The following is a 23,871-nucleotide window of genomic DNA, read 5'->3' as shown; positions in this document are numbered from 1 at the left end:
AGAGACGGCGGGAGATCAGCCCGCGAGGCCCACCACCAGCCAGATGAAGCCCACGCCCGCCACGGTGCACAGCAGGGTGGAGCGGGCGGGGTGCTCGTGGTGTGCCTCCGGGAGGATCTCGGCGGCGGCGAGATAGAGCAGCGCGCCGCCGAAGAGGGCGAGGTAGCCGCCGAGCAGGCGCTCCGGGATGGTGAACGCCAGGGTGGACGCCGCGCCCAGCACGGGGGCCACCGCGTCCGCGACGAGCATGATGACCGCCTTGCGGCGCGCGTTGCCGTACAGGGCCGTGAGCGTGTACGTGTTGAAGCCGTCCGCGAAGTCGTGCGCGATGACCGCGACGGCCACCGCCAGGCCCATGCCGCCGCCCACCTGGAAGGCGGCGCCGATCGCGACGCCGTCCATGGCGCTGTGTCCGACCATCGCGGCGGCGGCCGTCAGGCCCACCTCGGGCGCCCGGCCGTTGCTCTCCGCGCCGCCGTGGGCGGCCTGCCGGTGCGCCAGCAGGCGTTCCACCAGGTGGGCCAGCAGGAAGCCGGCCACGAACAGCAGCAGTGCGGCCGGTACGCCGAACACCTTGCCGCCCGCCGCGTCGAGCGCCTCCGGCAGCAGGTCCATACCGACCACGCCGAGCATCAGCCCGCCGGCCAGGCCCAGCACCAGGTGGCGACGGTCGGTCACCCGCTGTGCCGTCCAGCCGCCGGCCAGCGTCATCAGGAACGCGCCGAGCGCGACGAAGACCGCCATACGCCCTTGCTATCCGATCGACCCCCGTTCGCGCATGCCCGACGGCCACGTACGCACTGACTTTTCGCACGACCCGAGTTTTTTGTAGGAGAGGACCGATTCCCATGGCCGATGCCCCCACCGGCAAGGTGACCTTCGTCGGGGCCGGCCCCGGCGCCGCCGACCTGCTGACGTTCCGTGCCGCGCGCGCCATCGCCGAGGCCGACGTCGTGATCTGGGCGGCCAGCCTGGTCCAGGCCGAGGTGCTCGACCACGCGCGCGCGGGCGCGGACATCCTGGATTCCGCGACGATGTCCCTGGAGGACGTCGTCGCCGTGTACCGGCGGGCGCACGCGGAGGGCCTGAAGGTGGCCCGCATCCACTCCGGCGACCCGGCCCTGTGGGGCGGTACGCAGGAACAGGCCGACCGGTGTGCGGAGATCGGCATCGAGACCGAGATCGTGCCCGGCGTCTCCTCCTTCTCCGCGGTCGCGGCGCTCGCCGGGCGCGAGCTGACCATCCCCGAGGTCGCGCAGTCCGTGATCCTCACCCGGCTCGGCGGCGGCAAGACGCCGATGCCGCCCGGGGAGGAGGTCCGCGAGTTCGCCCGCCACGGTACGACGATGGCCCTGTTCCTGTCGGCCGCCCGCAGCGGTCAGCTGGTACGGGAGCTGCTGGAGGGCGGCTACCCGACGTCCACGCCGGTCGTGGTCGCGTACCAGGCGACCTGGCCGGAGGAGCTGATCGTGACGTGCACGATCGAGACGCTGGAGGAGACGGTCAAGGAGCACAAGCTCTGGAAGCACACGCTCTTCCTGGTCGGCCCGGCCCTCGGCGCGCACGGCACCCGCTCGCACCTCTACCACCCGGGCCACTTCCACGGGTTCCGCAAGGCCGACCCGCAGGCGCGGGCGGAGCTGCGGGCGGCCCGCAAGGGAAGTCCGTCGTGATCACCGTCGTCGGTACGGGAACGGGGGCGCCCCTGTCCGCGGACGCCGCGCGCGCCCTGGCCGGGGCGGGGCTCGTGGTGGGCGGCCGACGGCATCTGGCGGCGGCCGCGCTGCCGGACGGGGCCGAGCGGATCGTCCTGGGGCCGCTGGCGCCCGCTCTCGACGCGATCGAGGCGGCTCTGGAGAAGCAACGGCGGGTGGTGGTGCTGGCCTCCGGCGACCCGGGGTTCTTCGGGATCGTACGGGCACTGGCCGAGCGGTTCGGCGCCGAGCGGCTGGATGTGCGTCCGGGTGTCTCGTCCGTGGCGACCGCCTTCGCGCGGCTCGGGCTGCCCTGGGACGACGCGGTGGTGGTGAGCGCGCACGGACGTGATCTGCGCACCGCCCTGAACGTCTGCCGGTCGCGTCCCAAGGTGGCGGTGCTGACCGGGCCCGGCGCCGGGCCCGCCGAGCTGGGGGCCGCGCTCGCCCACGGGTTCGGCGCGCGGGTCCTCGTGGTGGCGAGCGCGCTCGGCGACCCCGAGCACGAACGCGTGGAGCGGGTGACGCCGGCCGAGGCCGCGGCCCGCGACTGGGGTACGGCGGTCAGCGTGGTGCTGTGCCTGGACGCCTCCCGGGCCCTCGCTCCCGTGCGCACGGTCGCGGGCCCGCCGGCCGGTCCCGCCCGCTGGGCCCTGGAAGAGGGCGACTTCGCCCACCGCGATTCGATGATCACCAAGTTCGAGGTGCGCGCCCTGGCGCTGGCCCGGCTCGGCCCGCGGCTCGGGGACCTCGTCTGGGACGTCGGCGCGGGCTCCGGGTCGGTGGCCGTCGAGTGCGCGCGCCTCGGTGCCGCCGTCACGGCGGTCGAGAAGACGCTCGACGGGGTGGAGCGGATCCACGCCAACGCGCGGGCGCACGGCGTGGACGTCCACGTCGTGCACGGGGCCGCGCCGGACGCGCTGACCGCTCTCCCCGACCCGGACGCCGTGTTCATCGGCGGCGGCGGGCGCGAACTGCCCGCCCTCGTCACCGCGTGCGCGCGGCGCGCCCGGCGGACGGTCGTCGTGGCGATGGCCGCGCTCGACCGGGTGCCGGCCGTGCGCGAGGCGCTCACCGGGGCCGGGTTCGGCTGCGACGGTGTGCTGTTGCAGTCGTCCCGGCTCGCCCCGCTGCCCGGGGACGTCACCCGGCTCGCGGCGACCAATCCCGTTTTTCTGCTGTGGGGCGCCCGGCCTCCGGCCCGTACCGAAGGAGCACTCCAGTGATCGGCCTGATTTCCGCGACGGCGGCGGGCGCCGCGGCCCGCGACCGGTTGGTCGCGGCCTGGCCCGCGCGGACGCGTGTGTACGACGGGCCCGTCGGCGAGGCCGTGCGGCGGGCCTTCGCGGAGTGCGAGCAGCTCGTGTGTTTCCTGGCGACGGGCGCGGTGGTGCGTCTGGTGGCGCCGCTCCTCGGCGACAAGACGTCCGACCCGGGCGTCGTGTGCGTCGACGAGGCCGGCCGGTTCGCCGTGTCCCTGGTCGGCGGCCATGGCGGCGGCGCCAATGAACTCGCCCGTGAGGTGGGCGAGTTGCTGGGGGCCGAGCCCGTCGTGACGACGGCGACGGACGCCGTGGGGCTGCCCGGCCTCGACACGCTCGGCTTCCCCGTGGAGGGCGATGTCTCCGGGGTCTCCCGGGCCCTGCTGGACGGCGAGGCCGTGGCGCTGGACGCGGAGGTGAGCTGGCCGCTGCCGCCGCTCCCGGTCGCCGCCGAGGGCCGGTACGCGATCCGGCTCACCGATCGTCTCGTCGAGCCCGGCGAACGCGAGGTCGTGCTCCGGCCGCCCTCCCTCGTCGTCGGCGTCGGGGCCTCCAGGAACGCACCCGTCGAGGAGGTCCTCGGCCTGGTCCAAGGCGCCCTGCGTGACGCGGGGCTGTCCGTGAAGTCCCTCGCCGAGCTCGCCACCGTCGACGCCAAGGCCGACGAGCCCGGCATCGTCGAGGCGGCCGCGCGGCTCGGGGTGCCCCTGGTGACGTACTCCGCCGGGGAACTGGCGGCGGTCGAGGTGCCGAACCCGTCCGACGCGCCGCTCGCCGCCGTCGGTACGCCCTCCGTCGCGGAGGCCGCCGCCCTCGTACGCGGGGGTGAACTCCTCGTGCCGAAGCGCAAGTCGGCCGCACAGCCGGCGATGGCGACCTGTGCCGTCGTACGGCGGCCGGCCCGCGGGCGCCTCGCCGTCGTGGGACTGGGACCCGGCGCCCGGGATCTGCTCACGCCCCGCGCCAGGGACGAACTCCGCCGCGCCTCCGTGCTCGTGGGGCTCGACCAGTACGTCGACCAGATCCGCGACCTGCTGCGCCCCGGTACCCGGGTCCTGGAGTCGGGGCTCGGCGCCGAGGAGGAGCGGGCCCGCACGGCGGTGGCCGAGGCCCGGCGCGGGCACGCCGTCGCGCTGATCGGCAGCGGGGACGCCGGTGTGTACGCGATGGCGTCGCCCGCGCTGGCCGAGGCGTCCGACGACATCGACGTGGTCGGCGTGCCGGGCGTCACGGCGGCGCTGGCGGCCGGGGCGATCCTCGGGGCGCCGCTGGGCCACGACCATGTGTCGATCAGCCTTTCCGACCTGCACACGCCGTGGGAGGTCATCGAGCGGCGGGTACGGGCCGCCGCCGAGGCGGACATCGTGGTGACGTTCTACAACCCGCGCAGCCGGGGCCGGGGCTGGCAGCTGCCCGAGGCGCTCGCGATCCTCGCCGGACACCGGGAGCCGACGACGCCCGTCGGTGTCGTACGCAACGCCTCGCGGACGGACGAGTCCAGCCGCCTCACCACGCTCGCGGGACTGGATCCGGCGACGGTGGACATGATGACGGTCGTGACCGTGGGGAACACGGCGACCCGTGAGATCGCCGGGCGCATGGTGACGCCGCGCGGCTACCGCTGGCAGGAGGAGTCCGAGTGAACCGGGCGTTCGTACCCGAGGACCGTGTCGTCCACCCCATCGAGCAGGAGTCGTTCCGGCGGCTGCGCGCCCGTCTGGACACCTCGCACTTCCCGCCGCTGACCCGGGCGGTCGTGGAGCGGGTCATCCACTCCGCGGCCGATCTCGACTACGCCGAGGACCTCGTCATGGACGAGGGCACGCTGGAGCGGGCACACGCCGCGCTGCACGCGGGGGCGCCGGTGGTGGTGGACGTGGAGATGGTCGCGGCCGGCATCACCCGGCGCGGGACGGTCTGCCGTCTCAAGGACGCCAGGTCCGGTCCGGGGCTGACCCGTTCGGCGCACGCGGTCCGGCTCGCGTACGAGGAGGTCGGCCCCGGCGCGCTGTGGGTGATCGGCTGCGCCCCGACCGCGCTGGAGGAACTGCTCACCCTGGACGCCTCCCCGGCGCTCGTCATCGGTCTGCCCGTCGGGTTCGTCGGCGCGGCCGAGTCGAAGGCCGCGTTGCGCGAGAGCGGGCTGCCCGCTGTCAGCAACGTGTCCATGAAGGGCGGTTCGGCGGTCGCCGCGGCCGCGCTCAACGCCCTGCTGTACCACCTCGCCGCACCCGCTTCGAAGGAGAAATCGTGACCACCCCTGCCCCTGCCCTGCTCATCGCCGGTCACGGCACCCGGGACGAGGCCGGAGCCGAGGCGTTCCGCGACTTCGTCCGCGAACTGGGCCGCCGCCACCCCGAACTGCCCGTCGCGGGCGGCTTCATCGAGCTGTCCCCGCCCCCGCTCACCGAGGCGGTGGGCGAGCTGGTGGAGCGGGGGGTGCGCCGGTTCGCCGCCGTTCCGCTGATGCTGGTGTCCGCCGGACACGCCAAGGGGGACATCCCGGCGGCTCTGGCCCGCGAGAAGGAGCGGCACCCGGGGATCTCGTACACGTACGGCCGTCCGCTCGGCCCGCACCCGTCGCTGCTGAACGTCCTGGAGCGGCGGCTCGACGACGCGCTCGGCGGCGGCCCCCGTACGCCGCAGGACCGGGCCGATGTGACCGTGCTGCTCGTCGGGCGGGGCTCGACGGACCCGGATGCCAACGCCGAGGTGCACAAGGCGGCGCGGCTGCTGTGGGAGGGGCGGGGTTACGCGGGCGTGGAGACGGCGTTCGTGTCGCTGGCGGCGCCGGACGTGCCCTCGGGTCTCGACCGGTGCGTGAAGCTGGGCGCCCGCCGGATCGTGGTCCTGCCCTACTTCCTGTTCACCGGCATCCTCCCGGACCGGGTGCGGCAGCAGACCGAGGGCTGGGCGGCCGCGCACCCCGAGGTCGAGGTGCGGTCCGCCGATGTCATCGGTCCGGAGCCGGAGTTGCTCGATCTGGTGATGGAGCGGTACCGGGAGGCGGTGCAGGGCGATCTGCGGATGAACTGCGACTCGTGCGTGTACCGCATCGCGCTGCCCGGCTTCGAGGACAAGGTGGGGCTGCCGCAGCAGCCGCACTTCCACCCGGACGACGACGGTCACCACCACCACGGGCCACACGGACACGGACACCACGGTCATGCGCCTTCACACGCCCACTGAGGGCGACGGCCCGCACGACCTTCGTCATCACGGTGACGCCGAGGTCCGTGACGAGGGGTCGGCGCTCACCGATCTCGCCGTGAACGTGCGGGCCGACACGCCCCCGGCCTGGCTGCGCGAGCGGATCGCCGAGTCGCTGGGCGGGCTCGCGGCATACCCGGACGGGCGTGCGGCGCGGGCCGCGGTGGCACAGCGGCACGCGCTGCCCGTGGAGCGGGTGCTGCTCACGGCGGGCGCCGCCGAGGCGTTCGTGCTGCTCGCGCGGGCTCTGAAGGTGCGCCGGCCGGTGGTCGTGCACCCGCAGTTCACGGAGCCGGAGGCGGCTCTGCGGGACGCGGGGCACACGGTGGACCGGGTGCTGCTGCGGGAGGAGGACGGCTTCCGGCTGGACGCGGGGGCCGTGCCCGAGGACGCGGATCTGGTCGTGATCGGCAATCCGACCAACCCGACGTCGGTACTGCACCCGGCCGCGTCGATCGCCGAACTGGCCCGGCCCGGGCGGACGTTGGTGGTGGACGAGGCGTTCATGGACGCGGTGCCGGGTGAGCGGGAGGCGCTCTCCGGGCGGACGGACGTCCCCGGTCTGGTGGTGCTGCGCAGTCTCACCAAGACATGGGGGCTGGCGGGGCTGCGCATCGGCTACGTGCTCGCCGCGCCCGAGACGGTCGCCGAGCTGGAGCGGGCGCAGCCGCTGTGGCCGGTGTCCACGCCCGCGCTGGCGGCGGCGGAGGTGTGCGTGTCGCCGCGGGCACTGGCGGAGGCCGCGCACGCGGCGCACCGTATCGCGGCGGACCGGGCGCATCTGGTCGCGGGGCTGCGGGAGTTCGCCTCCGACGGGCTGTGCGTGGCGGAGCCGGCCGAGGGTCCTTTCGTCCTGGTGCGGCTTCCGCGGGCGGCCGCGGTGCGGGGTCACTTGCGCGGGCTGGGCTTCGCCGTGCGTCGGGGGGACACGTTTCCGGGGCTGGGCGAGGAGTGGCTGCGGCTGGCGGTGCGGGACCGGGCGACGGTGAACCGGTTTCTCCAGGCGTTGGACCGGGCGGTCACGTTGGCGGACCGCTGAGGTGAGGCGGGGGCGGGTCGTGGTGGGCGAGGGGATCTCGCCCACCACGACCCTGTCCGGCCACGGCCACGACCCCGGCCCCAGCCCCGACCCCGGCTAGCCGATGACCCGCCCGTTCAGCACGACCCGCCGCGGCGCCGCGAGCACACGGACGTCCGCGCGCGGGTCACCCTCGTACACGACGAGGTCCGCTGGCGCCCCTTCGTCGAGTCCGGGGCGCCCCAGCCACCGCCGCGCACCCCACGTCGTGGCCGACAGCGCATCGAGGGGCGGGATGCCCGCGGTCACCAGCTCGGCCACTTCGCCCGCCACGAGTCCGTGCGCCAGCGAACCGCCCGCGTCGGTCCCGACGTACACCGGGACCCCCGCGTCGTACGCCGCGCGCACGGTGTCGTAGCGCCGCTCGTGCAGTCGCCGCATATGCGCGGACCAGCGCGGGAACTTGGCCTCGCCGTCGGCCGCGAACTGCGGGAACAGCGCGATGTTCACGAGCGTCGGTACGATGGCGACGCCCCGCTCGGCGAACAGCGGGATGGTGTCCTCGGTCAGCCCGGTCGCGTGCTCCACGCAGTCGATGCCCGCCTCGACCAGGTCCCGCAGGGAATCCTCGGCGAAGCAGTGCGCGGTGACGCGCGCCCCCAGGCGGTGGGCCTCCGCGATCGCGGCCCGGACGGCGTCCGGCGGCCAGCAGGCGCTCAGGTCGCCCGTGCCGCGGTCGATCCAGTCGCCCACCAGCTTCACCCAGCCGTCGCCGCGCCGGGCCTCCTGCGCGACGTACGCGACCAGGTCCTCGGGCTCGATCTCGTGGGCGTAGTTACGGATGTAGCGCCGTGTGCGGGCGATGTGGCGGCCCGCCCGGATGATCTTCGGGAGGTCGTCGCGGCCGTCGATCCAGCGGGTGTCGGACGGGGAGCCCGCGTCGCGGACGAGGAGGGTGCCGGCCTCGCGGTCGGCGAGCGCCTGCTTCTCGGAGACGTCGTCGGGGACCGGCCCGTGCCGGTCGAGCCCGACATGGCAGTGCGCGTCCACCAGACCGGGCAGCGCCCAGCCCTCGACGGTACGGATGTCCCGGGCGCCGGCGGGAGGCGCGTAGGCGATTCTCCCGCCGACCACCCAGAGTTCGTCGCGGACGTCGTCGGGTCCGACGAGCACCCGCCCCTTCACGTGCAGCACCGCGTGATCGCTCATGGACGGCACCCTAGTTCGGCGGCTGCTCGCTCTTCCCCACCTGGTCCGAGATCTCCTCCTCCACGTCCGCCATCGCGGGGTCGAGGAGCCGGGACAGGAAGTGCCGGGTCCGTTCGTGTCGCGGGTTGCCGATGACCTGCTCGGGCGTGCCGTCCTCGACGATCACGCCGCCGTCCATGAAGACGACCCGGTCGGCGACCTCGCGTGCGAACGTCATCTCGTGGGTGACGACCATCATCGTCATGCCCTCGTCGGCGAGCCTGCGCATCACCGCGAGCACATCGCCGACGAGCTCGGGGTCCAGCGCCGAGGTCGGCTCGTCGAACAGCATCACCTGGGGACCCATGGCGAGCGCGCGGGCGATCGCCACGCGCTGCTGCTGGCCGCCGGAGAGGGAGGCGGGGTACGCCTCCGCCTTCTCCGACAGGCCCACGCGCCTGAGGTTGTCGGCGGCCACCTCGGCCGCCTGCGCCTTGTCGCGCCCGAGGACGCGGCGCTGCGGCAGCGTGAGGTTGTCGGTCACCGACAGATGCGGGAAGAGGTTGAACTGCTGGAAGACCATGCCGATACGGCGGCGTACGGCGTCGATGTCGACGTCGGGGTCCGTGACCTCCGCACCGGCGACGAAGACCTGCCCCTTGGTGGGCTCCTCCAGGAGGTTCACGCAGCGCAGCAGGGTGGACTTGCCGGAGCCGGACGGGCCGATGACGCAGACGACCTCTCCGGAGCCGATCTCCAGGTCGATGCCGCGCAGCACCTCGTTGTCGCCGAAGGACTTGTGCAGGCCCCGGACGTCGATCTCTGGCGTACTCACTTGGTGGCCTCCCCGGCCTTGGCCTCCAGGCGGCGAACGACGAATCCGAGCGGCACGGTGACCAGCAGATAGCACAGGCCCGCGACCAGGATCGGCGTGGAGTTGGCGGTCTGGCTCGCCAGGTCGCGGCCGAACTTCGTCAGTTCGCGCTCCTCCAGGGTGACGCCGAGGAACAGCACCAGCGAGGAGTCCTTGAAGAGCAGGACGAGTTCGTTGGTGAGCGGCGGGATCACGATGCGGAACGCCTGCGGGATGATGATCGAGACCATGGCCCGCGCGTGCGAGAAGCCCAGTGAACGGGCGGCCTCCATCTGTCCCTTGGGCACCGCCTGGATGCCCGCGCGGATCGTCTCGGCCATGTAGGCGGCCGAGACCAGGCCGAGCGCGAGTGCCACCTTGCCGTAGGTGCCGCCGGGGATCTCCGTACCCGGGAACGCCAGCGGCACGGCGACGCCCACGAAGACGAAGATCAGCAGGGCGGGCAGGCCGCGGAAGATCTCGATGTAGATGCCGGCGAGCCAGCGGTAGGGGCCCACCGAGGACAGCCGCATCAGGGCGATGACCATGCCGAGTACGAGTCCGACGACGAAGCCGGACATCGTGTAGAGCACGGTGTTCTTCAGCGCCAGTGTGATGACGTCCGGGAACATCTGCTTGACCAGGTCCCACTGCGCGAACTGGTTCTTCAGCTGTCCCCAGTCGGCCAGCACCGCGAAGGCGATGACGGCCGCGACGAAGACGACGTACTGCACGCCGCGCGAGACGGCACGCTTCTGCCGTCTGCTCAGACCGGACCTGCGGGGCTGGAGCTGTGCGTCGGCATCACTCATGAGGCGGACGGGGAGGCGGTGGCCGCGGACGCGGTGTACGGGCCGATCCACTTCTCGTAGATCTTCTTGTACGTGCCGTCGGCCTTCGCCTGCTTGATTGTTTTGTTGATCTCGGCGAGGAGCTTGGTGTTGCCCTTCTTCACCGTGAAGCCGTACTCCTCACCGGTGTTGAGGTTGTCGACGACCTTGAAGGCGTCGGCGTTGGCCTTGTCCTTCAGCCAGCCCTGGACCACCGGGTAGTCGATGATGACGGCCTGGACCTGGCCGGTGCGCAGGCCGTTGAGGACCGCGTCGGAGGACTCGAAGGAGACCGCGTCGAAGCCCTTGCTCTTCGCGTACTCCTCGCCGGTGGTCTGCGCCTGGGCGCCGAGCTTCTTGCCCTTGGCCTTCACGTCGGCGAGGGAGTCGACGCCGCTCTTCTTGTCGACCAGCACGGCCTGGGTGGCCTCGAAGTACGGGTCGGAGAAGTCGACGTTCTTCTTGCGCTCCTCGGTGATGGTCATGCCGGCCGCGGCGACGTCGCACTGGCCGGAGTTGAGGAAGGCGCCCGTCTTGAAGTTCTCGAAGGGCGTGTCGACGATGGCCTGCTTCACGCCGAGGTCCTTGGCGACCAGGTCGATGAGCGACACGTCGAAGCCCTGCACCTTGCCGTCGATCTCCGACTGGAACGGCGGGTACGGGAGGTGGGTACAGGTGGTGATCTGCCCCGCCTTGACGAGCGGGACGCCCTTCACGGTGGTCTTGCCTCCCCCGTTGTCCGAGGAGCAGCCGGCCACGAGCAGCAGCCCGGCCGTCGCGGTGGTGGCGGCCAGAATGCGGGACCGGCGTCCGAGGACCGTCTTCACGGGGGACCTCCTATGAGGGAACTGTGGGTTCCGATTATAAGGAAAGGTTTGACTCACTCAAATCAATCCCATGGCTGTTGGGCCGTATGGCCTCAGATGTCCTGCCTCGGCAGGGCATCCGGACCGTATGACCGAGGCCGCGGCGGCGGGATCGGCGGAGCACCCGGCGGATACCCTCGATCTCGCGTAATGGAACCCGTGAGCGAAGAGAGCATCGCCGTGACCCACCCCTTCCTGGACCTGGCACCCCTGAGCGCCGCGCACTTCGCCTCGATCGAGGACCGGGTGGCCCGGCTGCTCGCCACCGAGCAGGACGTCGTGATCATGCAGGGCGAGGCGCTGCTCCCGCTGGAGGGTGCCATTCGCGCGGCCGCGGGCCCCGGCACGACCGCGCTCAACGTCATCACCGGCCCCTACGGCCAGACCTTCGGGAACTGGCTGCGGGACTGCGGCGCGACGGTGATCGATCTGGCCGTGCCGTTCCACACGGCGGTGACGGCCGCGCGGATCCGGGAGGCGTTCGCGGCGCACCCGGAGATCGACTTCGTGTCGCTGGTGCACGCGGAGGCGGCCACGGGCAACACGAATCCGGTCGCGGAGATCGGCGCGGCCGTACGGGAGCACGGTGCGCTGTTCTATCTGGACGCCGTCGCGTCGATCGGCGCCGAGCCGGTGCTGCCGGACGCGTGGGGCGTCGACCTGTGCGTGATCGGGGCGCAGAAGGCGATGGGCGGGCCGGCCGGGGTGTCGGCGGTGTCGGTGAGCGAGCGGGCGTGGGCGCGGATGGCGGCCAACCCGGCGGCGCCCCGGCGGTCGTACCTGTCGCTCCTGGACTGGAAGGAGCGGTGGGTCGACGGCGGCCGCAAGGCGCTGCTGCACGCGCCGGCGCAGCTGGAGATGCTGGCGCTCGAGGCGTGCGTGGAGCGGATCGAGGCCGAGGGGCTGGAGGCCGTGATGGCCCGGCACGCCTCGGCCGCGGCGGCCACGCGGGCCGGGGCGGTCGCCCTGGGTGGCGGGCTCGAACCGTATGTGCACGAGGCCGCGGACGCGGCGCCCGTCGCCACGACGCTGCGGACGCCGGCCGGGATCGACGCCTCGGAGCTGGTCGCCAAGGCGCTGGCCTCGGATCCGGTGCTGCCGCTCGTCGCGGGCGGGGGCGCGCTCGCCCGCGAGATGGTCCGGGTCAACCACTACGGACCCGGCGCGACGCGGGGTGTGGTGCAGTCCTGCCTGGGTGCGCTGGGGGCCGCGCTGGCCGAGTTCGGCGTGCCGGTGGACCTGGAGGGGGCCCGGCGCGCGGTGGCCGAGGCCTGGGCCTGACCCCTCCCGCCACTTCCCCCGGCACTTTCCATCGCTTCTCGCCGTGAATTGCAGAGATTCCCCACACACTTATCCCGTTATTAATTCAGAACAGCTTCCCGCATTCTTCTGCCCGCTTTCTTTCGTGCTAAACGCAAAGATTTCGCGAACACCAACCGGCTTAATTCGGGCAGGTCCCGCACGGGTCGTCCACTTGTGATCGACTCCACATCGCACCCCTTTCCTCCCGTATTTTCCGGACAAAATGGGGGTTATCGACGCCGTCTTGCGCGATCACCCGCGCCCGCGTGATAACACATGACGGCTCATTTCGTAACCCCATCCGACGATGCAATTTCGAATTTCCCTCGGTAAATTCAGTCGGCATGACCGCCGCACACGCAGACCTGCAAGCGGAATTCCTGGAAATGCCCGAGGGACTGCGGATCGACCGCCCGGACGTGGCGGACGGGTCCGCACTCTGGCGCATCGCCAAGGACTCCAAGACCCTCGACCTGAACTCCTCGTACAGCTATCTGCTGTGGTGCCGTGACTTCGCCGGCACCACGGCGGTGGCACGAGCCGCCGACGGGACGCCCGTCGGCTTCATCACCGCGTACGTGCGGCCCGAGCGCCCGCACACCCTCCTCGTCTGGCAGGTGGCCGTCGACGCGGCGTACCGCGGGCGCGGGCTGGCCGCGCGCATGCTCGACGGACTGACCGCACGCGTCACGGACGAGTACGGGGTGACCGGCATCGAGACGACGATCTCCCCCGGCAACACCGCCTCCGAACGCCTGTTCACCTCGTATGCGCAGCGCCACGGCGCGGACCTCGAGCGTGAGGTCCTGTTCGAGGCAGGGCTGTTCCCCGACGCCCCGCACGACCCCGAGGTCCTGTACCGCATCGGCCCCCTCTCCCACTGACCCCCCACGCACCGAGGAGCGATTTCGCCGTGACCATCACCCAGCCCGACCTGAGCGTCTTCGAGACCGTCGAGTCGGAGGTGCGCAGCTACTGCCGCGGCTGGCCCACCGTCTTCGACCGGGCGCAGGGCAGCCGCATGTACGACGAGGACGGCCACGCGTACCTGGACTTCTTCGCCGGCGCCGGCTCACTCAACTACGGCCACAACAACCCCGTACTCAAACGGGCGTTGATCGACTATCTGGAGCGGGACGGCGTCACGCACGGGCTCGACATGTCGACGGCCGCCAAGCGCGCCTTCCTGGAGTCCTTCCAGAACCTGATCCTGCGCCCGCGTGACCTGCCGTACAAGGTCATGTTCCCGGGCCCGACGGGCACCAACGCCGTGGAGTCCGCGCTCAAGCTGGCGCGGAAGGTGAAGGGGCGCGAGGCCATCGTGTCCTTCACCAACGCCTTCCACGGCATGTCGCTGGGCTCGCTCGCCGTGACCGGCAACGCCTTCAAGCGCGCCGGCGCCGGGATACCCCTCGTGCACGGCACGCCCATGCCGTTCGACAACTACTTCGACGGCAAGGTCCCGGACTTCCTCTGGTTCGAGCGGCTCCTGGAGGACCAGGGCTCCGGCCTCAACAAGCCCGCGGCCGTGATCGTCGAGACCGTGCAGGGCGAGGGCGGCATCAACGTCGCGCGTCCCGAGTGGCTGCGCGCCCTGGCCGAGCTGTGCAAGCGGCAGGACATGCTGCTCATCGTCGACGACATCCAGATGGGCTGCGGCCGTACGGGCGCGTTCTTCTCCTTCGAGGAGGCGGGCGTCACACCGGACATCGTCACGGTTTCCAAGTCCATCAGCGGGTACGGGCTCCCCATGTCCCTGTGCCTGTTCAAGCCCGAGCTGGACATCTGGGAGCCGGGCGAGCACAACGGCACGTTCCGCGGCAACAACCCCGCGTTCGTCACGGCCGCCGCGGCCCTCCAGACGTACTGGGCCGACGGATCCGCCATGGAGAAGCAGACCCTCGCCCGCGGTGAGCAGGTCGAGCAGGCGCTGATCTCCATCACCGAGGAGAACCTCGCCGACGTCAAGGAGTACCGCGGGCGGGGCCTCGTCTGGGGCATCGAGTTCAAGGACAAGGACCGCGCCGGGCGCATCGCACAGCGCGCCTTCGAGCTCGGGCTGCTCATCGAGACGTCGGGCCCGGAGAGCGAGGTCGTCAAGCTGCTTCCGGCCCTGACGATCACGCCCGAGGAGCTCGACGAGGGGCTGCGTACCCTCGCCCGCGCCGTACGGGAAACCGCCTGACCGGCACCAGAGACCCGCACCACACCCGAGAGCACGAGAGAGAGGCATCGCACCACCGTGATAGTCCGTTCGTTCAAGGACATCGAAGGCACCGACCGGCATGTGAAGGCCGCGTCCGGCACCTGGGAGAGCAAGCGCATCGTCCTCGCCAAGGAGAAGGTCGGCTTCTCGCTGCACGAGACCGTCCTGTACGCGGGTACCGAGACGTCGATGTGGTACGCGAACCACATCGAGGCCGTGCTCTGCGTGGAGGGCGAGGCCGAACTGACCGATGACGAGACCGGCGAGAAGCACTGGATCACGCCGGGGACGATGTACCTGCTGGACGGCCACGAGCGCCACACCATGCGCCCCAAGACCGACTTCCGGTGCGTCTGCGTCTTCAACCCTCCCGTCACCGGACGGGAGGACCACGACGAGAACGGCGTCTACCCGCTGCTGACCGAACCCGAGGAGGTCTGAGCCCCATGACCACGATCACCGACCTGTACCCGAGCCGCGGCGCCGCCGAGGTGTCGGTCCCCCGCCAGGACCCGGTCCTGTGGGGCACGCCGGACACACCGGGCCCCATCACGGCGGCCGACCTCCAGTCGTACGAGCACGACGGCTTCCTCGCCGTCCCGCAGCTCATCGGTGATGACGAAGTCGCGCTCTACCACGCCGAGTTGGAACGCCTGATCCACGACCCCGCGGTGCGCGCCGACGAGCGCTCCATCGTGGAACCGCAGTCGCAGGAGATCCGGTCGGTCTTCGAGGTGCACAAGATCAGCGAGATCTTCGCCCAGCTCGTGCGCGACGAGCGCGTGGTGGGGCGGGCACGGCAGATCCTCGGCTCGGACGTGTACGTCCACCAGTCCCGGATCAACGTCAAGCCCGGCTTCGGGGCCAGCGGCTTCTACTGGCACTCGGACTTCGAGACCTGGCACGCCGAGGACGGCCTGCCCAACATGCGCACGGTGTCCGTCTCGATCGCGCTGACCGAGAACTACGACACCAACGGCGGCCTCATGATCATGCCGGGGTCGCACAAGACGTTCCTCGGGTGTGCCGGGGCCACCCCGAAGGACAACTACAAGAAGTCGCTCCAGATGCAGGACGCGGGCACGCCCTCCGACGAGGCGCTGACCAAGTTCGCGGACCGGCACGGCATCCGGCTCTTCACGGGCCGGGCCGGTTCGGCGACCTGGTTCGACTGCAACTGCCTGCACGGCTCCGGGGACAACATCACACCCTTCCCGCGCAGCAATGTGTTCATCGTGTTCAACAGCGTGGAGAACACGGCGGTGGAGCCGTTCTCGGCGCCGGTACGGCGTCCGGAGTTCATCGGGGCGCGGGACTTCACGCCGGTGCGGTGACCGCCGCCCGGCACGGCCCGGGTTCTCCCATGGGGCGGGAGAACCCGGGCCGTGCTGTGTCTGCAGCCAGGCTCTACAGCCAGCCCAGCGAAGCCGCCCGCGCCAGTACGCCGGCCGCGGCTCCCGTGTCCCCCGGACAGCCAGGTGCGCAGCGAGCCGCGGCGCGCGTCGAACGCGTACGGCCTGCTCCACAGCTGGGCGAAGACCTCCTGCGCCACGTCCTCGGCGGCGGCCGGGCTGCGGGTGACGCGCCGGGCCACCCGCCGGACGAGCGCCCCGTACGCGGCGTACGCCTCGCCCAGCGCGGACTCGTCCCCGTACACCAGCCGCCGACGCAGTTCCGCGTCGGCGGGCGGTCCTGCGGCTGTGTCGGCCGTCGACTCCACGGGCACCACCGCCTCGTGGTGCCTTCCTGGCGTCCCCGGGGGCGCTACGCCAGGGGGCGGCCGGACAGGCCCGACAGGACATCAAGGAGCCGGTCGACGTCGGCGGGCGTGTTGTAGAGGTGGAAGGCCGCCCTCAGGTTGCCCGCGCGGTCGGAGACTTCGACTCCGGCGCGGCTGAGGGCCGGCTGCCGGTCGCCGAGGCCGGGCACGGACACGATCGGCGCGTGTGGTGCGGGGACCGGTTCGTGGCCGAGGGACGCGAGGCCGGTACGGAAGCGGTCGGCGAGTGCGAGGTCATGGGCCCGTACGTTCTCCACGCCCAGTTCCTCGATCAGCGCGAGGGAGTGGCGGGCGCCCGCGTACGAGAAGAGGGCGGGGCTCTCGTCGAACCGCCGTGCGGAGTGGGCGAGTTCCTCGACGGGCCCGTAACAGCTGTCCCACGGCGCCTGTCCCGCGACCCAGCCGGCGAACAGCGGGGTGAGGCCGCCGAGGTCCTCCGGGACGACCAGGAAGGCCACGCCGCGCGGACAGACGAGCCACTTGAAGGCGACGGAGGAGACGTAGTCGTAGGCGTCCGCGTCGATCTGCAGCCAGCCGGTGGCCTGGGATGCGTCGATGTACGTACGGGCGCCGTGCGCGCGGGCGGCCGCGCGGACGGCCGGCAGGTCGGCGACCCGGCCGTCGGCGGACTGGGCGGCGCTGACCGCGACGAGCGCCGTGCCGGGGCGCACCGACTCGGCGAGGCCCTCCAGCGGGACGGCGCGCACCTTGAGGTCGCGGCGGATGTGGAAGGGGTTCACGACGGAGCTGAAGTCGGCCTCGGCGGTGAGGACTTCGGCGCCCTCCGGCAGCGAGGCGGCGATCAGCCCGCTGTAGACCGCGACCGAGGCCCCGGCCGCCACCCGGCGGACGGGTACCCCGGTCAGCCGGGCGAAGGAGGCGCGTGCCGCCTCGACGTCCGCGAACATGTCGGTCGGCTGCCCGGCGGCGGCCGACTCCACGGCGACGCGCATGGCCGCCACTGTGCGGGCCGGTACGAGGCCGGTGCTCGCGGTGTTCAGGTAGGTGTTCTTCGGGGCGAACTCGGCACGGACGAGGGGCTCGAAGGTCTCCATGGGACCACTCTGCGGCCCCGCGAACCCCCCGTCCATTGCGGAGTTTTACGTGGTTCCCCCAAGGATCGCTTACAGGTCCGCTCCGACCTGCGGTTTCCCGGGGTCCTCAGCCCTGCGGCACGGCGCAGCCGTCGGGACCGCACGCCTGGGCGTCACCACTGTCCTGGATGAGCGTGAGCGGCGGCCGGTCCCCCCACGCCTGCTTCAGGGCCTGGGCGAAGACCTCTGCGGGCTGGGCGCCGGAGACACCGTAGGCGCGGTCGAGGACGAAGAAGGGGACACCGCTCGCCCCCAGCTCCGCGGCCTCCCGCTCGTCGGCGCGGACCTCGTCGGCGTACGCGGCCGGGTCGGCGAGGACCGTGCGGGCGGCCTCCGCGTCGAGACCGGCGGCGACGGCCAGCTCGACGAGCCGCTCGTCGTCGTCGAAGACGGAGCGCTCCTCGGCGAAGTTCGCCCGGTACAGGAGCCCGATCAGCTCGTCCTGCCTGCCCTGCTCCTTGGCGAAGTGCAGCAGGCGGTGCATGTCGAAGGTGTTGCCGTGGTCGCGGTCCCGGGTGCGGTAGTCCAGTCCCTCGGCGGCGGCCTGCGCGCCCAGGTTGTCCTCGCCGGCCTGGGCCTGCGCCTCGCTCATGCCGTACTTCTTGGTCAGCATCGTGAGGACGGGCTGGATGTCGCCCTTGGCGCGGTTCGGGTCGAGCTCGAAGGAGCGGTGCACCACCTCGACGTCGTCGCGGTGCGGAAAGGCTTCGAGCGCCTTCTCGAAGCGGGCCTTGCCCACGTAGCACCAGGGGCAGGCGATGTCGCTCCAGATCTCGACGCGCATTCTTCGGCTTCTCTCCAGGTCGGAAGGGTGACGGAGCCTCCCTCCGCCGCTTGCGTGAACGTTCAAGCGGCTTGTTCCATTCCCGGTCCCGGTCCGCTTCCCAGGCGGCTGAACTGGGTGCGGTAGGCGCTCGGGGTCAGTCCCGTGCGGCGCACCAGATGGCCGCGGAGCGAGTCGGCGGTGCCCAGGCCCGAGGCGCGGGCCACCTGGTCCATCGGGAGCGTGGTCGTCTCCAGGAGTTCCTTGGCCCGCTCGATGCGCTGGTGGAGCAGCCACTGAAGGGGGCTGACCCCGCTCTCCGCGTGGAAGCGCCGGGTGAGGGTACGCACGCTGACGCCCGCGTGCCGGGCCAGGTCGGTGAGCGTGAGCGGACTGTCGAGGTGACGCATGGCCCAGCCGCGGGTGTCGGCGCAGGCGGTGCCGCGCTCGGGCGGCAGCGGGGTCTGGGTGAACTGGGTCTGGCCGCCGGGGCGCACGGGCGCGACGAGGGCGAGCCGGGCCACCCGGTTCGCGGCGGCGGCGCCGTAGTCGGTGCGGATGATGTGGAGGCACAGGTCGATTCCGGCGGCGTACCCGGAGGAGGTCATGATCGGGCCGTCCTGCACGTACAGGACATCGCCCTTGAGGTCGACGGACGGGTACCGCTTGCGCAGTTCCTCGGCCTGTCCCCAGTAGGTGGTGGCCCGGCGGCCCGCGAGCAGCCCCGCCTCGGCGAGTGCGAAGGCGCCGCTGCAGATGGACGCGATCCGCTTGCCGTCGGCGGCGGCCTCGCGGACGGCGTCCACCGTGCGCGGGTCGGGCGTGTAGCGCAGCCCGGTGCCCGCGACGAGCACCGTGTCCGCGTCCCGTACGGCGTCGAGCCCGTGCCGGACGTACAGGTCGAGGCCGCCGGTGGTGGGCACCGGGCCCGGCTCCGGGGCGCAGATGGTCACCTCGTAGCCCGGAGCGCCGTCGATCTCGACCTTCTCGAACAGCAGCTCGGGGATGGCGAGGTTGAACATCGAGACGGGGGACGCCGCGACGACGGCGATCCGGCGGACACCCCGGGCCGGGGACGTGGATCGGGCCATGGCCAGAACCTCCGGTCATATGTCATTCCGGCCACTACTGTACGCCGCCGGAGATCAGCAGCATGGAGGGCATGGCTACGAACCCGACCACGGAAACTCCCCCGACGGACCCCCGACTCACCTCTGCCACAAGCGAGTTGGAGCACCACACCTCTCCCTCGCTCACCCTCGCCGCCGCACTCCTCGGCTTCGCGCTGATCACCCTCGACGCGTCCGTCGTGAACGTGGCCCTTCCGTCGATCGGCTCGGCGTTCGGGGGCGGGATGTCCGGGCTCCAGTGGGTCGTGGACGCGTACACCCTCGCCTTCGCGGCGCTGATGCTGTCCACCGGAGCGTTCGCGGACCGGGCCGGGGCGAGCCGGGCCTACGGGATCGGGATCGCCGTGTTCACCCTGGCCTCGGCGGCGTGCGGGCTCGCGCCCGGCCTGCCGGTGCTGATCGGCGCCCGGGTGGCGCAGGGGGTGGCGGCGGCCGTGGTGCTGCCGGCCTCGCTGGCGCTGGTGCGGCAGGCGTACCCGGACGCGGCACGCCGGGCGCGAGCGGTGGCGCTGTGGGCGGCGGGCGGCTCGGTGGCGGTGGCGCTGGGTCCGGTGGCGGGCGGCGCGCTGACGACGGCGTGGGACTGGCGGGGCATCTTCTTCATCAACCTGCCCCTGGGTGCGCTGGCGCTCGTCCTCCTGCTGCGGGCGCCGCGCTCGGAGCGCCGGCCCGCGCCGTTGGATCTGCCGGGCCAGCTGACGGCGGTCGTGGCGCTCACGGCGCTGACGTTCGCGGTGATCGAGGGCGGCGCCGGGGGGCTGATCGCGCTGGCCGTGGCGGTGACGGCGGCCGTCCTCTTCGTCCGGATCGAGGCCCGGCAGGCGTACCCGGTCGTCCCGCTCGGTCTGTTCCGCAGCCGGACGGTGTCGGTGGCGGTCGCCGCCGGCGCGGCGTGCAGCGTGGCCTTCTACGGGGTGGTGTTCCTGTTCTCGCTCTTCTTCCAGCAGGCGCAGGGGCGGTCCGCGCTGTCCGCGGGGCTGATGTTCCTGCCGATGACGGGGCTGATCGCGGTGACGAACATCGCGGCGGGGAAGCTGTCGGGCCGCTACGGAGCCCGGCTGCCGATGCTGCTGGGGCAGTCGCTGGCGGCAGCGGGCCTGCTGGTCCTGCTGTTCGTCGACGCGTCGACTCCCCCGGCGCTGGTGGCCGTACTGCTCGTCCCGATGGCCCTGGGCTGCGCGCTCACCATCCCGCCGCTGACGGCGACGATGATGGACGCGGTGCCCGCGGACCGGGCGGGGCTGGCGGCCGGCGTCCTCAACTCGGCCCGCCAGGTGGCCGGCGGCCTGGCCATCGCGGCGTTCGGCTCCCTGGTCTCCGGCGGCTTCGGCTCGGGCCTCCGGGTGAGTCTCGCGCTCGCCGCCGCCCTGCTCGCCCTGACCGCGACGGCGACCTTCCGGCTGCGCGGCTCAGCTGCCGTCTCTTAGCCCCTGCGGCCAGGAGTCCCGGTAGGCGAGGTGGTCGAAGGTGACCACGCAGCCCTCGCCGACCGGGGACTGCGCCATGAAGCCGACCAGTGCCGCCGAGGCCGGTCCCTCGTCGGCGAGCGTGAAGAGGCGGACGAACGTCCAGTGCTCGCCGTCGCGGGAGGCGTGGAAGGCGAAGGCCCGGCCCGTGCGGCTGATCCGCAGCCAGACCGAACTGCCCTCCACGGTGAAGGAGTTCGCGTCGTCGGAGTGTCCACGGGTGACGACCGTGCAGACCGTGGGCACGTCCGGGGAGTACTCCAGGCAGAGCTTCGCCCAGGCCCGCTCGCCCACGTGCACGTAGAGCACTCCCGCGTCGAAGGAGGCGGCGAAGCCCACCGTGACCCGGGCGATCAGCTGGAAGTCGCCCTCCGGCGCCCCCAGCAGCCGGGGCGCGTCGGCGGCGGGGTCGAGTGCCTCACCGGTGGGCGGCACGAAACGGTCCTGACGTGCGCCCGCCCAGCCGGTGAGCACACCGTCCTCGTAGGACCAGTTACCGTCCGGCCCGTAAGTGCGCAGGGGGAAAGGGAGTTCGGGAAGTTCCACGTCCATCCGATGATTGTCCCAGGCCCACTGAAGCGCCCCTGAAAGGGGCGCGGGGCTGTGCTCGTGCGGCTCCGCCGCGTGGGCGCGACCAGCCACAACGGACCCGCAGTCCGCGAACGCCCCCACGCCCAACGGCGCTTCGCGAAGAGCTCTCAGCGTTCCGGACGGCCGTCAATGCGTCGCGGCAACCCCAGCTGATTCCCGTCGCGGAGCTCCACCGGCAGCAGCGCCTCCGGCACCCCCTGGTACGCCACCGGCCGCAGCCACCGCTCGATCGCCGTCCCGCCCACCGAAGTCGACGTGGACGTCGTCGCCGGGTACGGACCGCCGTGGTGCTGGGCCGGGGCCACCGCGACCCCCGTCGGCCAGCCGTTGACCAGCACGCGCCCCGCGAGCGGCGTCAGTTCCGCCAGGATCTCCGCGCCGCGGCCCTCGCCCGCCGACTCCTCTTCGGAGAGATGGACCGTCGCCGTGAGGTTGCCCGGCAGCCGGGACAGCACCGCGCCCGCCTCGGCGTCGTCCTCGTAGCGGACGACGACCGTCAGCGGACCGAAGCACTCCTCCAGGAGCAGGTCGTGCGCGCCCGGTGCCGCCAGCTTCTCGGCCGGCACCGTCAGGAAGCCCGGGCTCACCGAGTGCTCGCCGCCCGAGCCCGGCGTCACGGGGGCCTCCACGCCGGGGAGTCCGGCGCGCTCGGCGACACCGGCGATGAAGTTGTCGCGCATGCGGTGGTCCAGGAGGACCCCGGCGTCGGTGTCGCTGACGGCGTCCGTGAGGGACTTCACCAGGCGGTCGCCCGCCGCTCCCGCGGGCGCGAGGACCAGGCCCGGCTTGACGCAGAACTGGCCGACGCCCAGCGTCATCGAACCCGCGAGCCCCGCGCCGATCGCCTCGGCCCGCTCGGCCGCCGCCGCCTCGGTGATCACCACCGGGTTCAGGGAGCCGAGCTCGCCGTGGAAGGGGATCGGCGTGGGGCGCGCCGCCGCCGCGTCGAAGAGGGCCCGGCCGCCGCGTACGGAACCGGTGAAGCCGGCCGCGGCGACCAGCGGGTGCTTGACCAGCTCGACGCCCGCCTCGAAGCCGTGCAGGAGGCCGAGGACACCGGCCGGGATGCCGTGCTCGGCGGCGGCCCGGCGCAGGACGGACGCGACCAGCTCGGACAGCCCCGGGTGGTCGGGGTGGGCCTTGACGACGACCGGGCAGCCGGCCGCGAGCGCGCTCGCCGTGTCGCCGCCGGGGACCGAGAAGGCGAAGGGGAAGTTGGAGGCGGCGTAGACGGCGACGACGCCGAGCGGCACCTTGTAGCGGCGCAGGTCGGGGATCGGCGGGGTCGCGGTGTCGTCCGGGTGGTTGATCACGATGTCGAGGAAGGCGCCCTCGTCGACGATGTCCGCGAACGCGCGCAGCTGGTAGCAGGTGCGGGCGAGTTCACCGGTGAGCCGGACCGGGCCGAGCGCGGTCTCCGCGTCGGCGGCCTCGACGAGCTGGTCCTTGGCGGCCTCCAGCTGGTCCGCGGCGGTGCGCAGGAACGCGGCGCGGACGGTGCGGTCGGCGAGGGACGGGCGCGCGGCGTGTGCGGCGCGGACCACCTGGTCCACCTCCTGGGCCGTGGCCTCCACCGCAACCTGTTCACGCTGCTTCCCGGTTCGGGGGTCGACACTCCAGACTGGTGCTGCTGCCACCGCGGGTCCCTCCAGATGTTCATGCCGCAGTTCTTACGTCATCCAGCGGAGACGTTCGATATACTGAACGCTGTCTCGGATGATGAATTGATGCGAGACTATTTCCCGTCCAACGAAGGGGTCAAGGGCGATGTCGGCAGGCGAGACGGGCGGCGGGGCGCAGGTCAAGTCCGCGGTACGGACGGTTGAGTTGCTCGAGTACTTCGCCGGACGCCCCGGCATGCACTCCCTGGCCGCCGTGCAGGAGGCGGTGGGCTACCCCAAGTCGAGCCTGTACATGCTGCTGCGCACGCTCGTGGAGCTGGGCTGGGTGGAGACGGACGCGACGGGCACGCGGTACGGCATCGGCGTACGGGCGCTGCTGGTCGGCACGTCGTACATCGACGGCGACGAGGTCGTCGCGGCGGCGCGTCCGACGCTGGACCGCCTCTCCGACGACACGACGGAGACGATCCACCTGGCGCGCCTGGACGGCACGAACGTCGTCTACCTGGCCACGCGCCAGTCGCAGCACTATCTGCGCCCGTTCACCCGGGTGGGCCGCCGCCTGCCCGCGCACTCCACCTCGCTCGGCAAGGCGCTGCTGGCCACGCACACCGACGAGCAGGTCCGCAAGATGCTCCCGGAGACGCTCCCGGCCCTCACCGAGCACACGATCACGGACCGCGAGAAGCTCATCGAGGAGCTGCGCCAGGTCCGCGACCAGGGCTTCGCGGTGGACCGCGAGGAGAACACGCTGGGCCTGCGCTGCTTCGGCGTGGCGATCCCGTACCGCACCCCGGCCCGCGACGCGATCAGCTGCTCGGTGCCGGTGGCGCGGCTGACCCCGGCGCACGAGCAGATGGTGAAGGACGCGCTGTTCGACGCGCGGGACCGGCTGACACTGGCGACGCGCAGGCTGTGACCGCGCGTGCGCCCGGCTTCACGAACGGCACACGCGCGTGCGCCCGGCTTCATGAACGGCACATGAGAAAACCGGGC

23 protein-coding genes and 1 pseudogene are annotated in these 23,871 nt (G+C 72.3%); 13 read left to right on the top strand and 11 right to left on the bottom strand.

Going from position 1 to position 23,871, the window contains the following annotated elements:
• Positions 1 to 15 precede the first annotated feature (15 nt).
• Positions 16 to 744 carry a ZIP family metal transporter gene (locus SAVERM_RS32960; RefSeq protein WP_010987810.1) on the bottom strand — a complete coding sequence of 243 codons (729 nt, stop codon included), beginning with the start codon at positions 742 to 744 and terminating at the stop codon, positions 16 to 18.
• 104 nt (positions 745 to 848) lie between these two features.
• Between SAVERM_RS32960 and cobM the strand changes: the two genes are divergently transcribed.
• The 6 genes from cobM to cobC are packed head-to-tail and all read left to right on the top strand — an operon-like array spanning position 849 to position 7,205.
• Positions 849 to 1,673, top strand: a complete 825-nt coding sequence (cobM, locus tag SAVERM_RS32955) for a precorrin-4 C(11)-methyltransferase (protein WP_010987809.1) — start codon at positions 849 to 851, stop codon at positions 1,671 to 1,673.
• The gene (locus SAVERM_RS32950; RefSeq protein ID WP_010987808.1) at positions 1,670 to 2,920 is read left to right on the top strand and encodes a bifunctional cobalt-precorrin-7 (C(5))-methyltransferase/cobalt-precorrin-6B (C(15))-methyltransferase; all 1,251 of its coding nucleotides are present in this window, start codon (positions 1,670 to 1,672) and stop codon (positions 2,918 to 2,920) included. The genes cobM and SAVERM_RS32950 overlap by 4 nt, the downstream gene beginning before the upstream one ends.
• Complete coding sequence (gene cobJ, locus SAVERM_RS32945; RefSeq protein ID WP_037646874.1) at positions 2,917 to 4,599, top strand: precorrin-3B C(17)-methyltransferase; 1,683 nt, start codon at positions 2,917 to 2,919, stop codon at positions 4,597 to 4,599. The genes SAVERM_RS32950 and cobJ overlap by 4 nt, the downstream gene beginning before the upstream one ends.
• Complete coding sequence (locus tag SAVERM_RS32940) at positions 4,596 to 5,210, top strand: precorrin-8X methylmutase (RefSeq protein WP_010987806.1); 615 nt, start codon at positions 4,596 to 4,598, stop codon at positions 5,208 to 5,210. Before cobJ ends, SAVERM_RS32940 begins: the two co-directional genes overlap by 4 nt.
• Positions 5,207 to 6,145 (top strand): sirohydrochlorin chelatase, encoded by a 939-nt coding sequence (locus SAVERM_RS32935; protein ID WP_010987805.1) that lies wholly within the window; start codon positions 5,207 to 5,209, stop codon positions 6,143 to 6,145. The genes SAVERM_RS32940 and SAVERM_RS32935 overlap by 4 nt, the downstream gene beginning before the upstream one ends.
• Positions 6,123 to 7,205 carry an Rv2231c family histidinol phosphate aminotransferase CobC gene (cobC, locus tag SAVERM_RS32930; protein WP_037646872.1) on the top strand — a complete coding sequence of 361 codons (1,083 nt, stop codon included), beginning with the start codon at positions 6,123 to 6,125 and terminating at the stop codon, positions 7,203 to 7,205. The genes SAVERM_RS32935 and cobC overlap by 23 nt, the downstream gene beginning before the upstream one ends.
• A 96-nt stretch (positions 7,206 to 7,301) precedes the next feature.
• Here cobC and SAVERM_RS32925 read toward each other — a convergent pair whose 3' ends face one another.
• From SAVERM_RS32925 to SAVERM_RS32910, 4 genes are read right to left on the bottom strand one after another with little or no spacing between them, the layout of a single operon-like run.
• Positions 7,302 to 8,393: an amidohydrolase family protein gene (locus SAVERM_RS32925; protein WP_010987803.1), complete on the bottom strand. Its 1,092-nt coding sequence runs from the start codon at positions 8,391 to 8,393 to the stop codon at positions 7,302 to 7,304.
• A 10-nt stretch (positions 8,394 to 8,403) separates the two neighbouring features.
• A complete protein-coding gene (locus SAVERM_RS32920) occupies positions 8,404 to 9,207 on the bottom strand; it encodes an amino acid ABC transporter ATP-binding protein (protein ID WP_010987802.1) in 804 nt (267 codons plus the stop codon).
• Positions 9,204 to 10,037, bottom strand: coding sequence for an amino acid ABC transporter permease (locus tag SAVERM_RS32915; protein ID WP_010987801.1), 834 nt, complete (start codon positions 10,035 to 10,037; stop codon positions 9,204 to 9,206). The genes SAVERM_RS32920 and SAVERM_RS32915 overlap by 4 nt, the downstream gene beginning before the upstream one ends.
• The gene (locus SAVERM_RS32910) at positions 10,034 to 10,882 is read right to left on the bottom strand and encodes a transporter substrate-binding domain-containing protein (RefSeq protein WP_010987800.1); all 849 of its coding nucleotides are present in this window, start codon (positions 10,880 to 10,882) and stop codon (positions 10,034 to 10,036) included. Before SAVERM_RS32910 ends, SAVERM_RS32915 begins: the two co-directional genes overlap by 4 nt.
• A gap of 189 nt (positions 10,883 to 11,071) precedes the next feature.
• Between SAVERM_RS32910 and SAVERM_RS32905 the strand changes: the two genes are divergently transcribed.
• The 5 genes from SAVERM_RS32905 (at position 11,072) to thpD (ending at position 15,763) form a co-directional block, all read left to right on the top strand.
• Positions 11,072 to 12,202 (top strand): pyridoxal-phosphate-dependent aminotransferase family protein, encoded by a 1,131-nt coding sequence (locus tag SAVERM_RS32905; protein ID WP_010987799.1) that lies wholly within the window; start codon positions 11,072 to 11,074, stop codon positions 12,200 to 12,202.
• Between the two features lie 365 nt (positions 12,203 to 12,567).
• On the top strand, positions 12,568 to 13,107 hold the full coding sequence (gene ectA, locus SAVERM_RS32900; protein ID WP_010987798.1) for a diaminobutyrate acetyltransferase: 540 nt from the start codon (positions 12,568 to 12,570) through the stop codon (positions 13,105 to 13,107).
• 29 nt (positions 13,108 to 13,136) lie between these two features.
• Positions 13,137 to 14,408, top strand: coding sequence for a diaminobutyrate--2-oxoglutarate transaminase (gene ectB / locus SAVERM_RS32895; RefSeq protein WP_010987797.1), 1,272 nt, complete (start codon positions 13,137 to 13,139; stop codon positions 14,406 to 14,408).
• Positions 14,409 to 14,465: 57 nt separating this feature from the next.
• A complete protein-coding gene (locus SAVERM_RS32890; protein ID WP_010987796.1) occupies positions 14,466 to 14,870 on the top strand; it encodes an ectoine synthase in 405 nt (134 codons plus the stop codon).
• A gap of 5 nt (positions 14,871 to 14,875) precedes the next feature.
• Complete coding sequence (gene thpD / locus SAVERM_RS32885; protein ID WP_037646868.1) at positions 14,876 to 15,763, top strand: ectoine hydroxylase; 888 nt, start codon at positions 14,876 to 14,878, stop codon at positions 15,761 to 15,763.
• Between the two features lie 134 nt (positions 15,764 to 15,897).
• Here thpD and SAVERM_RS40620 read toward each other — a convergent pair.
• From SAVERM_RS40620 to SAVERM_RS32870, 4 genes and pseudogenes are all read right to left on the bottom strand, one after another.
• Positions 15,898 to 16,158 (bottom strand): annotated as a pseudogene (locus SAVERM_RS40620) (sigma factor); the annotation flags it as partial.
• A 35-nt stretch (positions 16,159 to 16,193) separates the two neighbouring features.
• Positions 16,194 to 17,300 carry an aminotransferase class V-fold PLP-dependent enzyme gene (locus SAVERM_RS32880; RefSeq protein WP_010987794.1) on the bottom strand — a complete coding sequence of 369 codons (1,107 nt, stop codon included), beginning with the start codon at positions 17,298 to 17,300 and terminating at the stop codon, positions 16,194 to 16,196.
• Between the two features lie 70 nt (positions 17,301 to 17,370).
• Positions 17,371 to 18,087, bottom strand: a complete 717-nt coding sequence (locus SAVERM_RS32875; RefSeq protein WP_010987793.1) for a DsbA family oxidoreductase — start codon at positions 18,085 to 18,087, stop codon at positions 17,371 to 17,373.
• Between the two features lie 62 nt (positions 18,088 to 18,149).
• Positions 18,150 to 19,157, bottom strand: coding sequence for a GlxA family transcriptional regulator (locus SAVERM_RS32870; RefSeq protein WP_010987792.1), 1,008 nt, complete (start codon positions 19,155 to 19,157; stop codon positions 18,150 to 18,152).
• 62 nt (positions 19,158 to 19,219) lie between these two features.
• Between SAVERM_RS32870 and SAVERM_RS32865 the strand changes: the two genes are divergently transcribed.
• Positions 19,220 to 20,623 (top strand): MFS transporter, encoded by a 1,404-nt coding sequence (locus tag SAVERM_RS32865; protein WP_010987791.1) that lies wholly within the window; start codon positions 19,220 to 19,222, stop codon positions 20,621 to 20,623.
• Here SAVERM_RS32865 and SAVERM_RS32860 read toward each other — a convergent pair.
• Both SAVERM_RS32860 and SAVERM_RS32855 read right to left on the bottom strand, forming a co-directional pair.
• Positions 20,606 to 21,214 (bottom strand): DUF1349 domain-containing protein, encoded by a 609-nt coding sequence (locus tag SAVERM_RS32860; RefSeq protein WP_010987790.1) that lies wholly within the window; start codon positions 21,212 to 21,214, stop codon positions 20,606 to 20,608. The genes SAVERM_RS32865 and SAVERM_RS32860 overlap by 18 nt on opposite strands.
• A 146-nt stretch (positions 21,215 to 21,360) precedes the next feature.
• Positions 21,361 to 22,890 carry an aldehyde dehydrogenase (NADP(+)) gene (locus SAVERM_RS32855; protein WP_010987789.1) on the bottom strand — a complete coding sequence of 510 codons (1,530 nt, stop codon included), beginning with the start codon at positions 22,888 to 22,890 and terminating at the stop codon, positions 21,361 to 21,363.
• A 130-nt stretch (positions 22,891 to 23,020) separates the two neighbouring features.
• Here SAVERM_RS32855 and SAVERM_RS32850 point away from each other — a divergent pair, with 130 nt between their 5' ends.
• Positions 23,021 to 23,794: an IclR family transcriptional regulator gene (locus tag SAVERM_RS32850; RefSeq protein ID WP_010987788.1), complete on the top strand. Its 774-nt coding sequence runs from the start codon at positions 23,021 to 23,023 to the stop codon at positions 23,792 to 23,794.
• The last annotated feature ends 77 nt before the right edge of the window (positions 23,795 to 23,871 follow it).

Origin of the sequence: Streptomyces avermitilis MA-4680 = NBRC 14893 (assembly GCF_000009765.2) — a bacterium.
Taxonomy (GTDB): Bacteria; Actinomycetota; Actinomycetes; order Streptomycetales; family Streptomycetaceae; genus Streptomyces; species Streptomyces avermitilis.
This window is presented reverse-complemented; position numbering and strand designations above follow the sequence as displayed.